This is a genomic window from Sphingomonas sp. SKA58, assembly GCF_000153545.1.
Taxonomy (GTDB): domain Bacteria; phylum Pseudomonadota; class Alphaproteobacteria; order Sphingomonadales; family Sphingomonadaceae; genus Sphingobium; species Sphingobium soli.
The window spans coordinates 204933-223833 of sequence record NZ_CH959307.1; the positions used below are offsets into that span (position 1 = coordinate 204933).

An 18901-nucleotide genomic window follows, 5' to 3' on the forward strand; every position below is an offset into this window, starting at 1 on the left:
ATGCGTTCAAACTACCTCTTCACGTCCGAATCCGTATCCGAAGGTCATCCCGACAAGGTCGCCGACCAGATTTCCGACGCGATCGTCGACCTGTTCCTGTCCAAAGACCCCGAAGCGCGCATTGCCTGCGAAACGCTCACGACGACACAGCTTGTTGTTCTGGCCGGCGAAATCCGCTGCAAGGGCGTCTATGAAAACGGCGCCTGGGCGCCTGGCGCGCAGGAAGAAATTGAACGCACCGTTCGCGAAACGGTGAAGCGGATCGGTTATGAACAGGATGGTTTCCATTGGGAAACTCTGCGCTTTGAAAATAACCTCCACGCTCAGTCCGCGCACATCGCGCAGGGCGTGGATGCAAGCGGCAACAAGGACGAAGGCGCTGGCGATCAAGGTATTATGTTCGGATACGCCGCCAACGACACGCCCGACCTGATGCCTGCCACCCTTTATTACAGCCACAAGATTCTGGAAACCATGGCGGCCGATCGCCACTCCGGAGCAGCCCCCTTCCTGGAACCAGACGCCAAGAGCCAGGTCACGCTGCGGTACGAAGGCAGCAAGCCGGTCGCCTGCACCGCGATCGTGGTATCGACTCAGCATGCCAAGGGCTATGATCAGGGTGATAAGGAGGCTGAACTCAAGGCTTATGTGAAGGACGTGGTGGCCAAGGTCATTCCCGCCGATCTGCTTTCGGACGAAACAGTCTACCACATCAACCCGACTGGCAGCTTCGAAATTGGCGGGCCGGATGGCGACGCGGGCCTTACCGGTCGCAAGATCATCGTCGACACCTATGGCGGCGCGTCACCCCATGGCGGTGGCGCCTTCAGCGGCAAGGACCCGACGAAGGTCGACCGGTCTGCGGCCTATATCACGCGCTATCTCGCCAAGAATGTCGTGGCCGCAGGTCTTGCCCAGCGTTGCACAATCCAGATTGCCTATGCGATCGGCGTCGCCGAACCGCTGTCCCTCTATGTCGACACGCATGGCACCGGCACGGTGGGCGACGACAGGATCGAGGACGCAATCAAGTCGCTCAAGGAACTGGGCGGCCTGACCCCGCGCGGCATTCGCACGCATCTGGGCCTTAACAAACCGATCTATCAGCCGACGGCTGCTTATGGCCATTTCGGGCGCAAGCCTGAGGGCGATTTTTTCCCTTGGGAAAAGACCGATCTGGTCGAAAAGCTCAAAGCCTCGCTGTAAGCCGGACTTTCGTCTACAAGGCAAAACTGGAAAAGGCGCAGGAGCGATCCCGCGCCTTTTCCTTATGCGAGAACCAGCGCCACCAGTTCGGCCGAAGATATGCCTGCCGACCGCAAGAACCCCTGGTAATAATCGCACCCCTCGCGCGCCAGCAGGTCCAACTGCTCTTCGGTTTCGACACCTTCGGCGATGACCTTGAGCCCCAAGGACTTGGCCATGTGGATGATGCCCCGCACGATGATCCTGTCCCGCGCGGTGCCGGCAATATCCTGCGCCAGACCACTGTCGATCTTGAGATAATCCAGCGGCAGGGATTTCAAATAGGCCAGACTGGAATAGCCGGTGCCGAAATCGTCGATGGCCACCGCTAGCCCTTCGGTGCGTAGAGCGCGCAGCAGCGCGGCGGCGGCATCAACGTCGTGGATCAGCCCGCTTTCAGTGATTTCGACCGTCAGCCGCGCCCGGGGAAACCCGCTCCGGTCGACCATGTCGAGCAAGTCGGGCATGAATTGCGGCTGGGCGATATCTGCGGCGGTGACATTGATCGACAGGCGAAGGCCGGACAAGGCACGCGGCCAGGCCGCCGCCTGCCGCAACGCCTCACCCAATATATGCGCGGACAGCGGCAACATATAATCGGACCGTTCGGCCGTCGCGAACAGGATGCCTGCGCCGAGCGGGCCGTAATGGGGGTGGTTCCAGCGGGCCAGCGCCTCAACCCCGCTGATGATCTCCGAATTCACCGGATATTGCGGCTGGAACACGATACAGATTTCGCCCCGATCCAGCGCAAGACGCAGGTCGGTTTCCAGCCGATCGGGATCAACCTGCCGACTTTGTTTTTCGGCCGACAATATCCTGATGCCTTCACCGCCAGCCTGCCGCGCGTCAGCCAGCGCCATGCCCGCGCGCCGCAGCAAATGGGTCGCATCATCTTCGCTGCGCGCCTGCGCGATACCACACCGCGCGATCAGGCGAATGAGGTGATCGCCCGCGCTGAAGGGCCGCCCGATCGCACTGATCAGTTGGCGCGCCAGAAATGTCGCCCGATCGCCATTCCCCTGCTCGCCTGCAAGGCCGACCAGAAATTCGGTCCCGGCGATCCGCGCCACCATCGCGCCGGGTGCGACATCATCGACCATGCGTTCGATCCGCCGCGCGATCCGGCCGAGCAGCGCGTCGCCCACTACCTGCCCATAGGCCGCGTTCATCCGTTCGAACTGGCTGATCGACAGCAGCAGGATAGTGGTCGGCAACCCGGTCCGCCGGTCCAACCAGTCGAGCGCGGCCTGTCGCGATCGCAGACCGGTAAGATAGTCGCGGCTGCTGCTGTCGCGCTCATGCTGGTCGGACAGCCATTCGACATCGGCCGCGACCTGCCCGTCTTCAATGCGCAGATGGTGGACCAGGCGGTCCCCCGGCCGTTCCGGCAGTCCGTGGGCCAGGGACGCGGGCCGCCCGGTGCGCGCCATAGCGCGCAACGCCGTCAGCACGCCAATGCGCTCGGCCCGCGGCAAATGCCGCACCAGGGCCGCGGGAGCCAATGTCGGCGCATCTAGCGCCAGGTGCCGCGCGAGCGCGTCGCTGACCCGCAACAGTCCATCGCTGCCCAATTGCCAGTAGAGCGCATCCCCCCGCCTTATTCGCTGCGCCCGATGCCGCGCGCCCTGCTCCCCGCCCAGCCGCTCGACCAGACGCTGCGCCGACAGAAGAACCGCGCGCAATCCATCGGGACTAAAGGGCGCCAGCAGGAAATGCGTGGCACCGGCGGCCAGCAGGGCCGGAACCCGGGCCTCCTCGCCGGAATCGAGCAGCACGACCAGCGCGCCGCCGCCCGCCTCCATCGCAGGCACCAAAGGCGTCAGCAACGCGTCGACGTCGGCATCGCTGCGCAGATCGATGAGCGCGACCTGGGCCTCGCTTCGCAGGAAGCGCTGCGGCGCGTCCCGAGCCCGGCGTGCGCCGATACTGCGCCACCCAATCGCCCGCGCCGCCTGCGACAGGCCGTCACGGTCGCCCAGTGATAGAATGAACAGGCTATGCTGTGTCGCCGATGTGGCGTCCCCGCCCACTGTCTGTATCTCCCCGACGCCGCGCATCGCGCCGTCCTATCAGCAAGGCGTTACCGACCCGTTTGCGTCACTGCAACCGGGGTGCTTGCACGGGCCATGGCCATCGCCTAGCTATACCCCATGGCCACAGCCACTTCCTCGTCCGCACCATTGATCGACGCTCTGGGCCGCCGGATCAGCTATTTGCGGATTTCGGTGACGGATCGATGTGATTTGCGCTGCCGCTATTGCATGGCCGAACGAATGCATTTCCTGCCCCGTGATCAGGTCTTGAGCCTGGAGGAGATTGCGCTGCTGGCCGATCTCTTCATCGCGCGCGGCATCACGAAAATCCGGCTGACGGGTGGAGAGCCATTGGTCCGGCGCGACATTGGCGAACTGGTGCGGCGGATCGGCCGTCATCTGGGTAGCGGACTGGACGAACTGACCCTCACCACCAACGCGACCCGGCTCGATAGTCATGCGCAGGACCTTTTCGATGCGGGCGTCCGCCGCGTCAATGTCAGCCTCGACAGCCGCGATCCTGCGCGCTTTGCGGACGTGACGCGTGGCGGCGATATCGGCCGCGTGTTCGCGGGATTGGATGCCGCGCGCGCGGCCGGCCTTGCCGTCAAGATCAACATGGTCGCGCTCAAAGGCATCAATGACGACGAAATCCTGCCGATGCTGCGCTGGTGCGACAGCCAGAGTTTCGACCTCAGCCTCATTGAGACCATGCCGCTTGGCGATACGGGTGAAGACCGGACCGATCATTATCTTCCGCTGACACAGGTGATAGACGATATCGCGGCCGAGCACCCCTTGGCCCCGATCGCGCATCGCACCGGCGGCCCTTCGCGCTATCATGCCGTTGACGGCATGCGGGTGCGGCTGGGCCTCATCACCCCCCTCACCCGCAATTTTTGCGCCGATTGCAATCGCATCCGCATGACCTGCGAAGGCAAGATATTCATGTGCCTGGGGCATGAGGACCATGTCGATTTCAAGGCGGCGCTTCGCGAAGGCGGACCGGACGCGGTCCAGCCGCTTGTCGACCGGGCGCTGCGCCTCAAGCCTGCTGCGCATGACTTCCACATTGGCGCAAACGCGCCCGCCGCCACCCGTCGTCACATGAGCGTGACCGGCGGATGAGCGTCGATAGCCGGCGCGCTCTGGTCGCGTCTCCTACTCCAGCGGCGCGCGCGGCGGAAGAAAGGCTGCGCGCCGTATATGACTTCGCCCCGATCGAGCAGGCGGACATGGTTGTCGCGCTGGGCGGAGATGGCTTTATGCTCCAGGCCCTGCATGCGATGTTGGAGGCACGACGCATTCTGCCGATATTCGGCATGAACCTCGGTACCGTGGGCTTCCTCATGAACGAATGGCGACTCGACGGGCTGGACCAGCGGCTTTCAAAGGCGAAGAGCTTCAAGGTCAATCCGCTGCGCATGACGGTCGACACTGTCGATGGCGAGCAGTTTTCGATTCCCGCCATCAATGAGGTGTCGCTGCTGCGCGAAACGCGCCAGACCGCCAAATTGGAGGTAGAGGTGAATGGCCGGATCGTTCTGCCCGAACTGGTTTGCGACGGTGTGCTGGTAGCGACGCCGGCAGGCTCCACCGCTTATAATCTGTCGGCGCATGGTCCTATCCTGCCGTTGGGATCCGCATTGGTGGCGCTGACGCCGATCAGCCCCTTTCGTCCACGACGCTGGCGCGGCGCGATCCTGCCGGAAGCAACGCGGATCCGTTTTTCCGTCCTTAATCCCGTCAAGCGGCCAGTCAGCGCTGTCGCCGACCAGCGCGAAGTGCGCGACGTCGCGCAGGTGGAAGTCCGCATCGACCGGACCACCCCGCTCACCCTCTTGTTTGATCCTGAGCATACGCTTGACGACCGGATCGCTGCGGAGCAGTTCATCGCCTAGGGCTTCCGGGCAGGATATTTCGACAATTTGACGCTTGCCATGGCAAGAAAGGCGCTGCTATAGGCGCGGCCTGCCCAGCGAAAGCCGGGTTGCTCCCCGATAGCTCAGCGGTAGAGCATTCGACTGTTAATCGAATGGCCGTAGGTTCGAATCCTACTCGGGGAGCCACTTTCCACTCCACATATGCGATGATCCTGCACTGACAGGTGCCATGCGTCCGGTCTATGCCGTCTGTCGCAAGGAGTGTCCGATGCCTGATTCCCCCGCCATCCAGATTGCCGATGTGCTGGACGCCGCCCGTCTGCTCGACGGTGTAGCGGTGCGCACGCCACTGATCGAGAACCGCGTGCTCAATGAACGCATTGGCAGCCGCATCTTCATCAAGTTCGAAGGCGCGCAGCATACCGGATCATTCAAATTCCGCGGTGCCTATAATCGCCTGGCGCGCCTGTCATCAGAAGAACGGGCAGCAGGCGTGGTCGCTTGGTCATCGGGCAATCATGCGCAGGGCGTTGCCTGCGCCGCGCGCATGCTCGACATGCCCGCTACCATCGTCATGCCGTCCAACGCGCCCGCCATCAAGGCCGCCAACACGCGCGCGATGGGCGCCCGCATCATTCCCTATGACCGGTTGACCGAAAGCCGGGAAGACATCGCGACCCGCCTCGCCCGCGACGGCGGCGCAACCCTGCTTCCCTCTTTCGACGATCCGCATGTCATGGCAGGCCAGGGCACGGTCGGCTTGGAAATATTTGATCAGGCGCAGGAGGCGCAGGCCCATATCACGCAAATCCTGGTGTGCTGCGGCGGTGGCGGACTGATCTCCGGCATCGCCACGGCCGTCAAGGCAGCCCGCCCCGATATCGCGCTCTACAGCGTCGAACCGGACGGCTATGACGATACGGCCCGATCACTAACCAGCGGCGTGCGCGAGCAGGTGGCGCCAGGCGCAACATCCATCTGCGACGCTCTGCTGGCCCCCAGTCCGGGCGCCCTCACCTTTCCGATCAACCAAATGTTGCTGGCAGGTGGCCTTGCGGTCAGCGACGCAGAGGTGCGCGCCGCGATGCGCTTTGCCTTCTCGACGCTGAAACTGGTGACAGAACCGGGCGGAGCCGTGGCCTTGGCGGCTCTGCTCGCAGGCAAGGCTCCGCCCTGTGATGGAGATCGGGCCGTGGTCATTTCCGGCGCCAACGTCGATCCTGATCTGTTCGCGGACATCATCAGCGGAAATGATTGAGGGCGGCGGGACAATTTCTCTCCTCCCCCTTGCCAAGCCCCGCCTGGCGCTGCATATGCGCGGCCTGCCCGGCTCAGTGCGGGGCCGCTCCCCGATAGCTCAGCGGTAGAGCATTCGACTGTTAATCGAATGGCCGTAGGTTCGAATCCTACTCGGGGAGCCAATTTTCACCCATATCGTCCCGGAAAAAGAAACGCGCAGAACCGGGATGGCTCCGCGCGCTTCACGTCATGCTAGGGAAGAAACGGGATCAGCGCGCGGCGTATTGCCGGCCGCGACCAGAGACCGCCCAGCGCTGTGGCGTAGCACCAGGCGCGGTTTCGCGCACGAAGCATTGCCCATGCTGCGACCGGATCATGCGACATGCGGTCATCGCGTCATTGCGGTCGGCAAAGCCGCTCACCGCCAGTCGATGATAAAGCCGACCGCCAACCTTCGCCTGGCTGGTCAGCACGGGAAAGGCGCCGAGCGCGCTGTTCCGGCCAGCCATGGCGGTCCATTTCTCGCGCGCGATCGCGGCGCTGTCATACGCGCCCAATTGCACGACCCAGTTGCTGGCATTGGATGCCGGCTTGATGAAGGCGGCCTTCTGCATCCGTGCGGCCGGCTGGCGGGCAACGGCCTGCTCGATGACTGCGGCAGGCTTGGCCTTTGACAGACGGGAATTGCGATTCTCCACGATGAAGTCACGTGCGGCAACGCGCGTGATCGGAGCAGCGGCGACCATCGGCTTGGGAACAGGCTGCACTTCAGGCGCGGCATCGGCGAAGGCGACCGGCTCAACGTCCGCCGCCGGCTGAGAAACCGCTTCCGGCGCGGCGGCTGCCAGAGCGACCGGATCAGCGGCAGCCGCTTCGGGCGCCACCGGCGCAAGCGCAAGCATTGCGGGCTGCCCCGCATCGGCTTCGTTCATGGTCACGCCCATCAGTGCGGCAACACGCTGCGGCGCAAGCGCGGGCGCGGCAAGCTGCGCCCATTCCGTCACGCGCTTGTTGGCGTCGGCGGGGTCGAGGTCCATTCCCACCACCAATCGCGCATCCTTCCAGCGGCCCGCCAGGGCATAGGCATAGGCCAGATTCTGCCGCGTGCGCGCGGTCGCCGAAGGATCGTGGATCGCCTGCGACAGAATGCGCACTCCGTTATCCGCATCGCCTGCCATCGCCATGGCCAGGCCATAGTCCGACGCCGGGATCGTGTCCGCATGGCCCGCCAGCAGGCTGCGCGCGGTGTCCGATCGCCCCTGCGCCACTTGCACCAGCGCCAGGCTGACGATCGTGCGCGCGTCGCTGCTGCCAAGCGCCAAGGCGTCAGACAAAGCTGTTTCCGCCGATGCGAAGCGCCCGGCCAGGACATAGGCGCGCCCGAGCAACTGACGATAATCGCCATTTTGTGGGGCCATCTGGACCGCGGCCTCTGCCGCCTTCACCGCGTCGCCGGCATCGCGATCATCCAGCGCCTTGGTCGCCTTCGCAGCCAGTTTCGCGGCATCGCCCTTGGGCTGGGAGATCGACGCGCGGGGGTGGAATGCCGCCCCCGTGCAACCGACCATGGTGGTGGCGACGATCAGCGAGGATATCGCCGCCTTTCCGAACGTCGTGCGATTCATCATCTTATCCACCCTTTGTCATCGTGCGCCGCCCCTGCGGCAACTGTTCGGCCAGCCGGTCGATTTCCGGCAGGGTCATCAGGAGTTCGTCCAGCGCCTGCGTCAGCATCTGCTGTGCGGACCGACCGGTCACGGCGCTGGCGAGGCGAAGCTTGAGGCGGCGATCCGCGTCAAGACGCAGCGTGAAGGCCGCCTTGCGTCCCTGAGCCACGTCGACGACCGGCTTCACATGCTTCGCCGGCTTACCCCGCTTGGGCTTCGCAGCCTCAGGCGCGGCGTTGATCCGATCGGCCAGATTCTCACGCTCAGTAACAACGGCAGGCACTGGTGCATCCAGCGTGACGCCCATCGGCGTCAGGCCGATCGCGGCCGGCTGTTCCACGGGCTGGGGCGCAGGTTCGACGTCGAACCCCATGTCGTTCCATCCCAGATCATCCTGTTGCAACGCGTTCACCGGACCGCGGCCAAAGCCGAGCATCGGCCGGCGCATGGCCGGTTGGGCCGCGCCCTTGCGGGCAAGCAGGCCGGACGTCAGCGACGCGAGTGGTTTGGGTTCGCCCATATGCCTGTGCCTCCCTTACTGGCTCACGCGACGGCCAAAGCCGCCGCCGACCGGGCGCGCGGCGACCGTGCCGACGCTGCCATGGGGCACGGAAAATACCGTGCGGCGAAAATTCTTCTCCAGCCGGTCGGAGACATAGGCCCACAGCGATTCGACTTCGCTGGCGGAGCGACCACGCGGGTCCACCTCCATCACCGTGCGACCGTCGATCATCGACGCGGCGAAATCGGTGCGATGATGCAGCGTCACCGGCGCAACCGTGCCATGTTGTGACAGGGCGACGGCGGCCTCGGACGTGATCCGCGCTTTGGGCGTGGCGGCGTTGACGACGAAAATCAGCGGCTTGCCCGCACGTTCGCACAGATCCACCGTCGCGCCCACGGCGCGCAGGTCATGCGGACTGGGACGGGTGGGAACGACAATCAGTTCGGCGACCGAAATCACGCTCTGGATCGCCATGGTGATGGCTGGCGGGGTGTCGATGACGGCGAGCTTGAAGCCCTGCTGGCGTAATATCTCCAGGTCGGACGCCAGACGCGCGACCGTGGTCTGGGCGAAGGCGGGAAATTCGGCCTCGCGCTCATTCCACCAGTCGGCGAGCGATCCCTGGGGGTCGATGTCGATAAGGACGACCGGTCCCGCGCCGGCGCGCTGGGCCTGCACCGCCAGATGCCCGGACAGCGTCGTCTTGCCAGAACCGCCCTTCTGCGATGCCAATGCCAGAATTCGCACGCACTTCCCCCGAAGACATTCCCGTTCCGCAAGGCAATGCCATGGCCGCATCTAAGATTTGGTTAACCGCGCCAAGCCTGTCTGAATGGACACCCGTTTATGCTAACAGCCTCTTAACCTCGTTCGGGCTACAAGCGTCCGACAGTGAATGGGCAGGGATTATGACACGGATGCACATCATGGGGCATAGGATCGGGACGGTGGCGCTGGTGGCGATGCTGGGCATGGGCGCTCCGGCGCTGGCCGATGTGAAGGCAGGCGTCGATGCCTGGCAGCAAGGCGATTATGCGCGCGCCATCAACGAATGGCGGCCTTTGGCGGAGGCTGGCGATCCCGATGCGCAGTTCAACATGGGTCAGGCCTACAAGCTTGGCAGGGGTGTCCAGCCCGATTTCAGGGTGGCGCTCGACTGGTATCGCAAGGCGGCGGCGCAGGGCCATTTGCGCGCCGAAGACAATCTGGGCCTGCTGATGTTCCAACAGGGCGACCGCGCAAATGCCATGCCCTATCTACAACGCGCCGCGATGCGGGGCGAACCCCGCGCGCAATATATTGTCGGCACGGCGCTATTTAACGGCGACTTGATCGCAAAGGACTGGGTGCGCGCTTATGCGTTGATGAGCCGCGCGTCGGCCTCGGGCCTGACGCAGGCCACGACCAGCCTGGCCCAGATGGACAAATATATTCCCGACGATCAGCGCAAGCAGGGCCTGGCCCTGGCGGTCAACATTGAGAAGGGCAAAGGCGACCTGTCGGCAAACACGCCTGCCGCACCGGCCCGTCCTGGCCCTTCGGCCGTGCGCGCGACCGACATTCCGGCATCGACGCCGGCGCCCATCGTCAAGGCAAAGCCCGTTCAGCAGGCTGCTGCCGCACCACAGGCAACGCCACAGCCAAGGGCTGAGCCCAAGCCGCAACCACGTCCGGCGCCTGCGCCGGCCGCATCAGGGGATTGGCGGGTTCAGCTTGGCGCCTTTGGTCAGGAAGGCAGCGCGCGTACGCTGTGGGGTCGCTTGACTGGCAAGGTGAGTGGCCTGTCCGCCTATCAGCCCTATTTGGTCCGCGTCGGCAATGTCACGCGGCTTCAGGCTGGCCCCATCGCCACCAGCAGTGACGCGGAACGTCTGTGCAGCCGGATCAAGGCTGCGGGTTCGGAGTGTTTCGCCACGAAGAAGTGACGTCGCGTCACGCCGCCTGTTCCAGCATCCAGTCGCGAAACTGCGCGACGGCCGGTCGGGAAAGCGCTTCGGGCGGATAGACCAGATAATAGGCCTGCTCGTTGGACAATGGACGGGCAAAAGGGACCACCAATGTGCCCGCATCCAGTTCCGGGCGAATGAGAAAGCTGGGGATCAGCGCAACCCCGGCCCCGGCGGCCGACGCCTGGGCCAGCATCAGGAAATGTTCGAATGTCGGGCCAAGTGCCAGTTCGGACGCATCGACCCCGGCCGCCGCCAGCCATCGGGGCCACGCATCCCTGCGGGACGTCTGGCTGAGCAGCGGAACATTCAGCAGGTCTGCGGGCGTCCGCAATGGATGGGCCGCAAGCCAGTCGGGCGCGCAGACGGGAATGGCCTCTTCGCGGAACAGAAAGTCCATCTGCACCCCCGGCCAATCCTTCGCGACACCGAAATGGACAGCTGCATCGAAATCCTCATGGGTGAAATCAAAGGGCTGCGAGCGCGCGGCGAAGTCGATCACCAACTCAGGATGTCGAGCCGTCAGCAGTGGCAGGCGCGGCGCAAGCCAGCGCATGCCAAAGCTCGGCAGCGTTGCGATGCGCAGCGCGGTCTGCGGAGCGCGGGCCGCCGCACGAGCCGTCGCCTGGCGGATGCGATCCAGCGCGGGAAGCAACGCGTCGGCATAGACCCGCCCGGCATCGTTGAGGCGCACGCGGCGACCGATCCGGTCGAATAGCGGCGTTTGCAACATCGCTTCCAGTTGCGCGATCTGGCGGCTGACCGCACTCTGCGTCAGGCCGATCTCCTCTCCGGCGCGAGAAAAGCCACCATGGCGCACCGCTGCCTCGAACGCGGTCAGTGCGCTCATCGGTGGCAACCATTTGCGCGGTTCATTCATTCCCTAAGCTCATCTGCATATGACAGGACACCATTTGCCTTAACTGCCATATCCTGAGACAATCCGTCTGTCATGCCGGAGCATTTATATGTCGAATGAGAATATGAGCACCATCGAACGGCTGGTGATGTGCACCCTTGGCGACATTGATGGCCGACGCACGCTGGACATGCTGGACATCGCCCCCGCACTGCTGGCGGAACGCGGTGGTCAGGTGTCGCGCGCGGCTTTCGCCATGGCGATGAATGTCGCGCTATTCCACGATTTGCTGACCCGCGTGCCGAGCGGCCACGCCTATGTCGCCGACGCGCTGGCCCGTGGCCGCCGGATCGTATTCGACCATGGCGCGCTGCGCAGCATTCGCTTTCCCGACGGCCCGACCGGTGATCTCCCCGGTGGCGAGGATGCCTTCACCCGCATCTTCCTGCCGCTGGGCTATGAAATGGCGGCTATTTATCCACTCGACCGGCTAAAGATGACCGGGCGCGCCTATCGCCATATCGATCATCCCGATGCGATTCCGCAGTTCTTCCTTTCCGAACTCCATGTCGACCGCTTCGACCCCGAATTTTCCGAAGCCGCCCGGCGTGTGTTTGGCACCTCACGCGATCCATTGGACGAGGAGGCGAAGGCTGTACTCAATCGCTTTGCAGCCGATGAAGCTGTCGCCTTCGATGTCGCGCTGGCCGCGCTGCCGACCATTGTCGCCGCCTTCGACCGGCAGCATAGCCCCCCGGCCTTCGCTGACTATCAGCTGCTGCTATCGCGTTCCAACGAAGCGGCCTGGATTGCGACCGAGGGCAATGCCTTCAACCATGCGACCGATCGCGTGCCCGATGTCGCCACACTCGCCCAACGACTGAAAGACGAAGATCGCCCGATGAAGGAGCGGCTGGAAATCTCCGCCAGCGGTCGCGTGCGCCAGACGGCATTTCGCGCAGACAGCGTCATGCGCCCCTTCGCCGAGGGAGATACACGGCAGGTTTCCGGTTCTTTCTTCGAATTTATCAGCCGGGACATCGACCCCGAAACCGGGCTGATCGACCTGGCGTTCGACACCGGTAACGCGACCGGCATATTTGCGATGACGAGCGCACAGGAAAAAGCGCAGGAAAGGACGACCCGGTGACCGATATGCTGCAATCTTTCGACCCTGCATCGCGTGAACTTATCTGGGAAGGGCCAGTGGCGCGCGCCGCCAATTGCGCGCGCGCCATCTCCACAGCCCGCGCCGCCCTGCCCGGCTGGCGCGCGCTGCCCGTGGACGATCGGATCGCCATCATCCGCAGCTATGCCGCCATATTGGGCGATCGACGCGCGGAACTGGCGCAACTTATCTCAAGGGAAACCGGCAAACTACTGTGGGAAAGCGATGCCGAAGTCGGGTCGATGATCGCCAAGGTCGAGGTGTCGATCAAGGCGCATGCCGAACGCACGGGCGAACGCGCCGCCGACATGCCCTTTGGCCGCGCGGTACTGCGGCATCGCGGCCATGGCGTGATGGCCGTGCTTGGCCCCTATAATTTCCCCGGCCATCTGCCCAATGGTCATATCGTGCCCGCTCTCATCGCGGGCAATGCCGTGGTGTTCAAACCATCGGAAATCACGCCCGCCACCGGCGCAGCCATGGCCGATGCCTGGACGGCGGCAGGCCTGCCCGATGGCCTGTTGACCGTCGTTCACGGCGGTCGCGCGACCGGCGAAGCATTGGTCGCTGGCGATATTGACGGCTTGCTCTTCACCGGATCAGCGGGCGCTGGCGCAGCACTGCGCCGGGCTCTGGTCGATCGGCCGCACGTCATCATGGCGCTGGAACTGGGCGGCAATAACCCGCTGATCGCCTGGGACAGCCCGGATGATGCCGCGTCAATCATTATCAACTCCGCCTTCATCACGACCGGCCAGCGCTGTTCCTGCGCGCGCCGGCTGATCGTTCCCGAAGGCGCGACCGGTGACGCCATCGTAGAGGCGACGGCCGCTTTGGCTGCCAGACTGCCGATTGCCGCCTGGAACGAACAGGGCGAGGCGTTCATGGGACCTTTGGTGTCGGATCAGGCTGCCGCCAGCGCCCATAGGGCTGTCAGCGACCTGATCGCGCGCGGCGCGCGCGTAATCCGCCCCTTTGAAGGAGTGGACGATCGCAGCGCCGCTTTCGTAACGCCCGCCATATTGGACATGACCGGCGTCGATGCGCCGGACGCGGAGATTTTCGCGCCAGTCCTCTCTATAATGCGCGTGCCGGATTTCGATGCGGCGATGGCCACGGCGAACGCCACCAGTTTCGGACTTTCCGCCGGGCTGATATCGCAGGACGAAGCGCTCTGGCGCCGCGTGGTGGAAGAAAGCCGCGCCGGCGTCGTCAATCGCAACCGCCCGACGACGGGCGCTGCGGGCAATATGCCGTTCGGGGGCCTGGGGGCATCGGGTAATCACCGTCCCAGTGCCTATTATGCCGCGGACTATTGCGCCTATCCGATCGCCAGTTTCGAAGCCAACGGCGTCAGCGCGGTTCCGGTTAACGGGTTGAACAGCTGAATGGCTTAGGGCAACGGCATAATCCGCATATCGTTGGAGGGGCCGTTGCCGCACGTTGCTGATTCATCCTGGGTGCTGACTTTGGTCTGCGCCGATCGTGTCGGCATCGTCGCCGCCGTCAGCCAGTTTCTTGCGGAGCGAGGCGGGTTCATCACCGACAGCCAGCAATATGCCGATCGCGACGCGGACCTGTTCTTCATGCGCGTCGCGTTCGAGGCAACCGACGATCGGATGCGCGATACCCAGACCCTGCGCGCGGACTTTGCCACGATCGGTACGCGCTTCGCGATGGATTGGTCGCTGGAAGAAGCGCGCCACCGGCCCCGCATGCTGATTGCGGTGTCGAAGGGATCGCACTGCCTGGCCGATCTGCTGCACCGGTGGCAGGCCGGTATGTTGGCGGTAGATATCATGGGCGTCGTGTCCAACCATCCCGACATGCGGCGCATCACCGAATGGCATGGCATCCCCTATCATGAGCTACCGCCGAACGGCGACAAGGCAGCGCAAGAGGCCGCGTTGCTCGACATTTTCGAGCGCGGCCGTTCCGATTATCTGATCCTGGCCCGCTATATGCAGGTGCTATCGGAGCAGCTGGTCGATCGGCTGGCGGGGCGCTGCGTCAACATCCACCACAGCTTCCTTCCTGGCTTCAAGGGCGCGCGCCCCTATCACCGGGCGCATGAGCGCGGAGTCAAGCTGATCGGTGCGACCGCGCATTTCGTCACCGCCGACCTGGACGAAGGCCCGATCATCGAACAGGCGGTCGAGCGCGTCGATCATCGCGCCACGCCGGAAGACCTTATCCGCATCGGCCGCGATATCGAGGCGCAGGTGCTTGCCCGTGCGGTTTCCTGGATCGCCGACCGGCGCGTGCTGCGCAATGGCGGCAAGACGGTCGTTTTCCGATAGGCGCCTAATTTTCTGGGCAACCGAATCGCCCTGCTCAGGCGCTGTGGAGCCTGTAGACCGTCAAAAAGCCAATGCGCGCTTTTCAGCCGACCAAGCTGTACAAAAACCAGCCTACAATCAGCAGGCTGGAGATAATGCAGATACGGTCGCCGAAAACATCAATACGAGACATGAATAGACATCCTTCACCCAGGAGCGATCTTCGTCGCTTCTGGCGAAAGATTACAACAAAGCGGCCGTTAACGAAACTGGAAAATTGCGAAATGTGAAGGCCAGCTTGGAATAAAAATCGAAGGCTGATCGCGGCTAATCGCGCCTGGCAATATCATCTTCAGCCACCGGATTCTGGTGGCGTAGATATGCCGCTGTCGCCTCTTCAGCCCCCCGATAGGCTTCCTGCCAGCGAGCGCTCCAATATTTCAGGTCCTGCAAATCGATGCGCGCGCCCGACACGGCGCAGAGCACAAATTGCCCGGGCCGGATGATCGCAAAATCCGCCGCATCATATTCCAGAACTGCCAAGCCCGGGACATCGCCGATCATCTGCATCAATCGCCCGTCAGGATACGATCGACCAGTTGCTTTACGGTCGGGACGAATCCGTTCGAATAGAAAGGATCCTGCTTGAAACGATAGGCCGCATGGCCCGCAAATAGCAGATTCTTGTCGAGATCGCCGCCATGAACCGATTCCTGGAGCGATTTCTGGATGCAGAAGCTGCGTGGATCGGCAAGGCGGCCTGTGGAGTTGGTCTCGCTATCCATCCAGCTGGAAAAGGCGCATTGGCTGAGGCAACCCATGCAATCTGTCTGATCCTTGCGGATTTCCGCTTTTTCTTCTTCGGTTACGAACACCAGCGTATTGTCTGGCGTTTTCAGGGCGGAGGTGAAGCCAGCGCCGAACCATTGGCGGGCGCGCTGAAGATCGCCCAGCGTCACCCAGAAATTCTTGCCCTTTACGCCGACATCCAGCTGATGCGTGTGGTCGCCTGCCTGTTCCGTGCTGAAAGGAATTTGCCGTTCCGACCGCGCTTCGAGCGAGCGGAGAAAGGGATTGCGGATCGCCGAACTGTAGAAACCGGTTGGCGAAAATTTGTGTAGCAGAACGTCACCAGGCTCCAGGTGCAGCAGGCGATCTTTCCATTCCTGGGGGATGGGGCTTTCCTGCGTCAGCAACGGACGAGTGCCGAACTGGAACATGATAGAGCCAAGTTCAGGGTTATCGATCCAGTCGTTCCAGTCCTTGAGCGCCCAGACACCCCCGGCCATGACGATGGGCACATCATCCGAAATGCCGCCTTCGCGCATCGTGTCGCGCAGTGCCTTGACGCGGGGATAGGGATCCTGCGGCGCACGTGGATCCTCGGCATTGGAAAGGCCATTATGACCGCCGGCCAGCCACGGATCTTCATAGACCACCGCCGCGAGCCATTCCGACGCCTTGGAATAGGCACGCTTCCACAACGCGCGGAAGGCGCGACCCGAAGACACGATGGGCAGATAGGACACGTCATAGGATGCCGCGATTTCGGAAAGCTTGTAAGGCATGCCCGCGCCGCAGGTGACGCCTGCCACCATGCCGCGCGTCTTTTCCAATACGCCATGCAGCACGCGCTGCGCGCCGCCCATTTCCCATAGGACGTTGATGTTGATCGCGCCCTTGCCCCCGGCAATCTCGAACGCGCGCTTCACCTGCTCGACCGCGCCATCGATCGCATAGGCGATCAGTTCTTCATGCCGGTCGCGCCGGGTGCGGCCATGGTAGATCTGGGGAATGATGTTACCGAAACTGTCATAGCTGTCCGCGTTGACTGCGGACACTGTTCCGATGCCACCGGCAGCTGCCCACGCACCTGAACTGGCGTGGTTGGACACGGCGACACCCTTGCCGCCTTCGACCAGCGGCCAGACTTCGCGGCCGCCATAGACGATGGGCTTCAACCCCTTGAACAACGACATCTCCTGCACATGCGCCCGATCCATGTCCGGGTAAAGCGACCTTATAGCAGCATCGGCTGCCCATGACGAATTTCGCGCGCCCTAGCGCAAAATCATGGGGCTGGCCAGAGCTTCGCCGTAGAGAGACGCATAAGCATTTACCATAGTTTCCTCCGCGAAATCGCGGGCGGCGCGCGCCTGATTGGCGGCGCCCAGCCGGGCACGCAGTTCAGTGTCAGCAGCCAGTTGCCCGAGCGCGTGAGCCAGCCCTTGCTCATCGCATACGACGAAGGGGCGGTTTTCCGGCGCAACCATGTTGGCGACATCACCGACATCCATCGAAGCAGCAGGCAGTCCGGCCGCCATAGCCTCCACCAGCGAAATCGGAAATTGCTCGCTATCCGAAGACAGGGCAAAGATATCGAACAGACCGACGAAGCGCCAGGGACGGTCAAGAAAGCCCGCCATGTGCATATCGTGCAGTCCGTGGGCGGCTGCCTCGGCGATGATCGCCGCTCGCTCAGGCCCTTCCCCCACCACGACCAATTGCAGCCGATCCTTGTGCGCTGCGACCGCACGGACCAGCCGGGGGATATTCTTGACCGCGCGCAATCCCGCAAGCGTGCCGACGAGCAGCTTGCCGGGCGTGCGCACCAGACCGGGAATCGCGTCTGTCACGGGCGGGACGCCATAGCGCGCGACGTCAATGCCATTGCGGATAAGGTGCAGCCTATGCGCGGGTTGCTTCCAGACGTTGCACGCAATGCTTTCCAGCAGCACCGAAGGCACGACAAGGCCATGCGCCCGTTGGAGCGCAATGCGGCGAAAAAGATTGCGCTTGGTCTTTAATCCCTCTGCCTCATCCGCATTGAAGCCATCTTCATGATGGATGAGCGGCGGCAGCCCCTTGGCCGTCCCGCCGCCCAGGCGATGGGCCATCACTGCGTCCATCGCCCCCCAATTATAAGTCAGGACAAGGTTGAAGCCTTTGAGGAAAGCACGGATTTCGCGATAGCGCGCAAAGCCGGGCTTGCCCGCAAAGGACGGGGCATCGGGATAAGTGACATCAACTCCCGGATCGATGGCGTCGCGCGCGCCCATGGCGAACGGATCGGCGCTCATAATGCTGTGGCGCGCCTTGTCGCCCCAGATGTTCATCAGGCGGGTTGCGCGCGCTTCCTTACCGCCGAGGGAAAAGCTGCCATGGACATGGAGAATATGCGGTGGTTCAGCCACGCAACACCCGATCGAGCAGCCGGTCGATCGCAGCCAGACTCTCGGGTTCGTCGAGCACTGGCGCATGGCCCACATCAGGCACGGTGACCAGTTCAGCGCTTTCGCCAATGTCGCGCGCCATCCGAAGGGCATTGTCGGCGCTCAGCAGATCGGAACGCGACCCGCGCAGCAGCAGCGTCGGAATACCGCCAAAGGCGGGCATGACGGGCCACATATCGACTCCGGTTTCGCTGCCCATCGCGCGAATGGGTTCGGCGATCTTCATGTCATAGTCCAGCACGATGCGCCCGCCGCTGTTGAGGCGATAGAGGCGCTTGGCCATGGCGATCCATTGTTCCAGGTCATAGCCCGGATAAACGTCACCATTGGCGTCAGCGAGCGCGCGGGCGGCATGAACCCAGGTCGGATGGGATTGCCCGACGCCGACATAGGAGCGGATGCGGTCAAGCCCGGCGGGGTCCAGCGCCGGGCCAACATCATTGAGCAACGCGCCCGCAAGCCATTCGCGATGGGTGGCAGCGATCAACATGGTAAGGATGCCGCCCAGCGACGTTCCGATCGCGACGAATCTGGTGATCGCCAGATCGGCAAGCAGGCGGCTGATATCCTGGAGATAGGTCAGCGGCACATAGCTCATCGCGTCCTTGGCATAGGCGCTTTCCGCACGGCCGCGCATGTCGGGACAGATAAGGCGCCATTGGCCCGAAAGTCGTTCAGCCAGCGGCTCGAAATCGCGCGCATTGCGCGTCAGGCCGGGCAGGCAAAGCAAAGGCGGCCGACCATCATCGGCGCCTTGCCTGATATAATCCCGATAATGGAGCCGCAGCCCGTCGGGTGACCACCAATATCCATCCGTATAGCCGGTCAAAACTTGATCCTT

Annotated in this window: 17 protein-coding genes and 2 tRNA genes; 10 read left to right on the forward strand and 9 right to left on the reverse strand. The window is 63.4% G+C overall.

Annotation, left to right across the window (positions count from 1 at the left end; genetic code table 11):
* The gene (gene metK, locus SKA58_RS10265) at nucleotides 1–1206 is read left to right on the forward strand and encodes a methionine adenosyltransferase (RefSeq protein WP_009822356.1); all 1206 of its coding nucleotides are present in this window, start codon (nucleotides 1–3) and stop codon (nucleotides 1204–1206) included.
* Nucleotides 1207–1268: 62 nt separating this feature from the next.
* On the opposite strand, the gene SKA58_RS10270 is transcribed toward metK, so the two are convergent.
* Entirely contained in the window at nucleotides 1269–3305 is a 2037-nt protein-coding gene (locus SKA58_RS10270) for a putative bifunctional diguanylate cyclase/phosphodiesterase (protein ID WP_009822357.1), read from the reverse strand.
* Between the two features lie 93 nt (nucleotides 3306–3398).
* Here SKA58_RS10270 and moaA point away from each other — a divergent pair, with 93 nt between their 5' ends.
* From moaA to SKA58_RS10295, 5 genes are all read left to right on the forward strand, one after another.
* Complete coding sequence (gene moaA / locus SKA58_RS10275; protein WP_037542967.1) at nucleotides 3399–4409, forward strand: GTP 3',8-cyclase MoaA; 1011 nt, start codon at nucleotides 3399–3401, stop codon at nucleotides 4407–4409.
* Nucleotides 4406–5182 carry an NAD kinase gene (locus SKA58_RS10280; RefSeq protein WP_009822359.1) on the forward strand — a complete coding sequence of 259 codons (777 nt, stop codon included), beginning with the start codon at nucleotides 4406–4408 and terminating at the stop codon, nucleotides 5180–5182. Before moaA ends, SKA58_RS10280 begins: the two co-directional genes overlap by 4 nt.
* A 93-nt stretch (nucleotides 5183–5275) precedes the next feature.
* Nucleotides 5276–5350, forward strand: a tRNA-Asn gene (locus tag SKA58_RS10285).
* An 82-nt stretch (nucleotides 5351–5432) separates the two neighbouring features.
* Nucleotides 5433–6422, forward strand: coding sequence for a threonine ammonia-lyase (locus tag SKA58_RS10290; RefSeq protein WP_037543377.1), 990 nt, complete (start codon nucleotides 5433–5435; stop codon nucleotides 6420–6422).
* Nucleotides 6423–6510: 88 nt separating this feature from the next.
* A tRNA-Asn gene (locus SKA58_RS10295) sits at nucleotides 6511–6585 on the forward strand.
* An 87-nt stretch (nucleotides 6586–6672) separates the two neighbouring features.
* On the opposite strand, the gene SKA58_RS10300 is transcribed toward SKA58_RS10295, so the two are convergent.
* The 3 genes from SKA58_RS10300 to SKA58_RS10310 are packed head-to-tail and all read right to left on the reverse strand — an operon-like array spanning nucleotide 6673 to nucleotide 9322.
* The gene (locus tag SKA58_RS10300) at nucleotides 6673–8028 is read right to left on the reverse strand and encodes an SPOR domain-containing protein (RefSeq protein ID WP_037543379.1); all 1356 of its coding nucleotides are present in this window, start codon (nucleotides 8026–8028) and stop codon (nucleotides 6673–6675) included.
* Between the two features lie 4 nt (nucleotides 8029–8032).
* Entirely contained in the window at nucleotides 8033–8590 is a 558-nt protein-coding gene (locus tag SKA58_RS10305; protein ID WP_009822362.1) for a hypothetical protein, read from the reverse strand.
* Nucleotides 8591–8605: 15 nt separating this feature from the next.
* Complete coding sequence (locus SKA58_RS10310; protein ID WP_009822363.1) at nucleotides 8606–9322, reverse strand: ParA family protein; 717 nt, start codon at nucleotides 9320–9322, stop codon at nucleotides 8606–8608.
* 170 nt (nucleotides 9323–9492) lie between these two features.
* Here SKA58_RS10310 and SKA58_RS10315 point away from each other — a divergent pair, with 170 nt between their 5' ends.
* Entirely contained in the window at nucleotides 9493–10500 is a 1008-nt protein-coding gene (locus SKA58_RS10315; protein WP_009822364.1) for an SPOR domain-containing protein, read from the forward strand.
* 7 nt (nucleotides 10501–10507) lie between these two features.
* On the opposite strand, the gene gcvA is transcribed toward SKA58_RS10315, so the two are convergent.
* Entirely contained in the window at nucleotides 10508–11401 is an 894-nt protein-coding gene (gene gcvA / locus SKA58_RS10320) for a transcriptional regulator GcvA (protein WP_009822365.1), read from the reverse strand.
* A gap of 88 nt (nucleotides 11402–11489) precedes the next feature.
* Here gcvA and SKA58_RS10325 point away from each other — a divergent pair, with 88 nt between their 5' ends.
* From SKA58_RS10325 to purU, 3 genes are all read left to right on the forward strand, one after another.
* Nucleotides 11490–12530: a 2-oxoadipate dioxygenase/decarboxylase family protein gene (locus SKA58_RS10325; RefSeq protein WP_009822366.1), complete on the forward strand. Its 1041-nt coding sequence runs from the start codon at nucleotides 11490–11492 to the stop codon at nucleotides 12528–12530.
* A 5-nt stretch (nucleotides 12531–12535) separates the two neighbouring features.
* Complete coding sequence (gene astD / locus SKA58_RS10330) at nucleotides 12536–13936, forward strand: succinylglutamate-semialdehyde dehydrogenase (RefSeq protein WP_037543385.1); 1401 nt, start codon at nucleotides 12536–12538, stop codon at nucleotides 13934–13936.
* A 72-nt stretch (nucleotides 13937–14008) separates the two neighbouring features.
* Nucleotides 14009–14848, forward strand: a complete 840-nt coding sequence (purU, locus tag SKA58_RS10335; RefSeq protein WP_009822368.1) for a formyltetrahydrofolate deformylase — start codon at nucleotides 14009–14011, stop codon at nucleotides 14846–14848.
* A gap of 306 nt (nucleotides 14849–15154) precedes the next feature.
* Here purU and SKA58_RS10340 read toward each other — a convergent pair whose 3' ends face one another.
* From SKA58_RS10340 to SKA58_RS10355, 4 genes are all read right to left on the reverse strand, one after another.
* Entirely contained in the window at nucleotides 15155–15391 is a 237-nt protein-coding gene (locus SKA58_RS10340) for a DUF2093 domain-containing protein (protein WP_037543390.1), read from the reverse strand.
* Nucleotides 15392–15396: 5 nt separating this feature from the next.
* Nucleotides 15397–16800: an NAD(P)H-dependent flavin oxidoreductase gene (locus SKA58_RS10345; RefSeq protein ID WP_037543392.1), complete on the reverse strand. Its 1404-nt coding sequence runs from the start codon at nucleotides 16798–16800 to the stop codon at nucleotides 15397–15399.
* Between the two features lie 87 nt (nucleotides 16801–16887).
* Complete coding sequence (locus tag SKA58_RS10350; RefSeq protein WP_037542971.1) at nucleotides 16888–18021, reverse strand: glycosyltransferase; 1134 nt, start codon at nucleotides 18019–18021, stop codon at nucleotides 16888–16890.
* Entirely contained in the window at nucleotides 18014–18889 is an 876-nt protein-coding gene (locus SKA58_RS10355) for an alpha/beta fold hydrolase (protein WP_037543394.1), read from the reverse strand. The genes SKA58_RS10350 and SKA58_RS10355 overlap by 8 nt, the downstream gene beginning before the upstream one ends.
* Between the last annotated feature and the right edge of the window lie 12 nt (nucleotides 18890–18901).

Excerpts from the sequence above, each read along its gene's own strand:
- gcvA (WP_009822365.1), bottom strand. The coding sequence starts at position 11,401 with ATGAATGAACCGCGCAAATGGTTGCCACCGATGAGCGCACTGACCGCG.
- moaA (WP_037542967.1), top strand. The coding sequence starts at position 3,399 with ATGGCCACAGCCACTTCCTCGTCCGCACCATTGATCGACGCTCTGGGC.
- SKA58_RS10270 (WP_009822357.1), bottom strand. The coding sequence starts at position 3,305 with ATGCGCGGCGTCGGGGAGATACAGACAGTGGGCGGGGACGCCACATCG.
- SKA58_RS10340 (WP_037543390.1), bottom strand. The coding sequence starts at position 15,391 with ATGATCGGCGATGTCCCGGGCTTGGCAGTTCTGGAATATGATGCGGCG.
- metK (WP_009822356.1), top strand. The coding sequence starts at position 1 with ATGCGTTCAAACTACCTCTTCACGTCCGAATCCGTATCCGAAGGTCAT.
- SKA58_RS10325 (WP_009822366.1), top strand. The coding sequence starts at position 11,490 with ATGTCGAATGAGAATATGAGCACCATCGAACGGCTGGTGATGTGCACC.
- SKA58_RS10280 (WP_009822359.1), top strand. The coding sequence starts at position 4,406 with ATGAGCGTCGATAGCCGGCGCGCTCTGGTCGCGTCTCCTACTCCAGCG.
- astD (WP_037543385.1), top strand. The coding sequence starts at position 12,536 with ATGCTGCAATCTTTCGACCCTGCATCGCGTGAACTTATCTGGGAAGGG.
- SKA58_RS10305 (WP_009822362.1), bottom strand. The coding sequence starts at position 8,590 with ATGGGCGAACCCAAACCACTCGCGTCGCTGACGTCCGGCCTGCTTGCC.
- SKA58_RS10290 (WP_037543377.1), top strand. The coding sequence starts at position 5,433 with ATGCCTGATTCCCCCGCCATCCAGATTGCCGATGTGCTGGACGCCGCC.
- SKA58_RS10300 (WP_037543379.1), bottom strand. The coding sequence starts at position 8,028 with ATGAATCGCACGACGTTCGGAAAGGCGGCGATATCCTCGCTGATCGTC.
- SKA58_RS10315 (WP_009822364.1), top strand. The coding sequence starts at position 9,493 with ATGCACATCATGGGGCATAGGATCGGGACGGTGGCGCTGGTGGCGATG.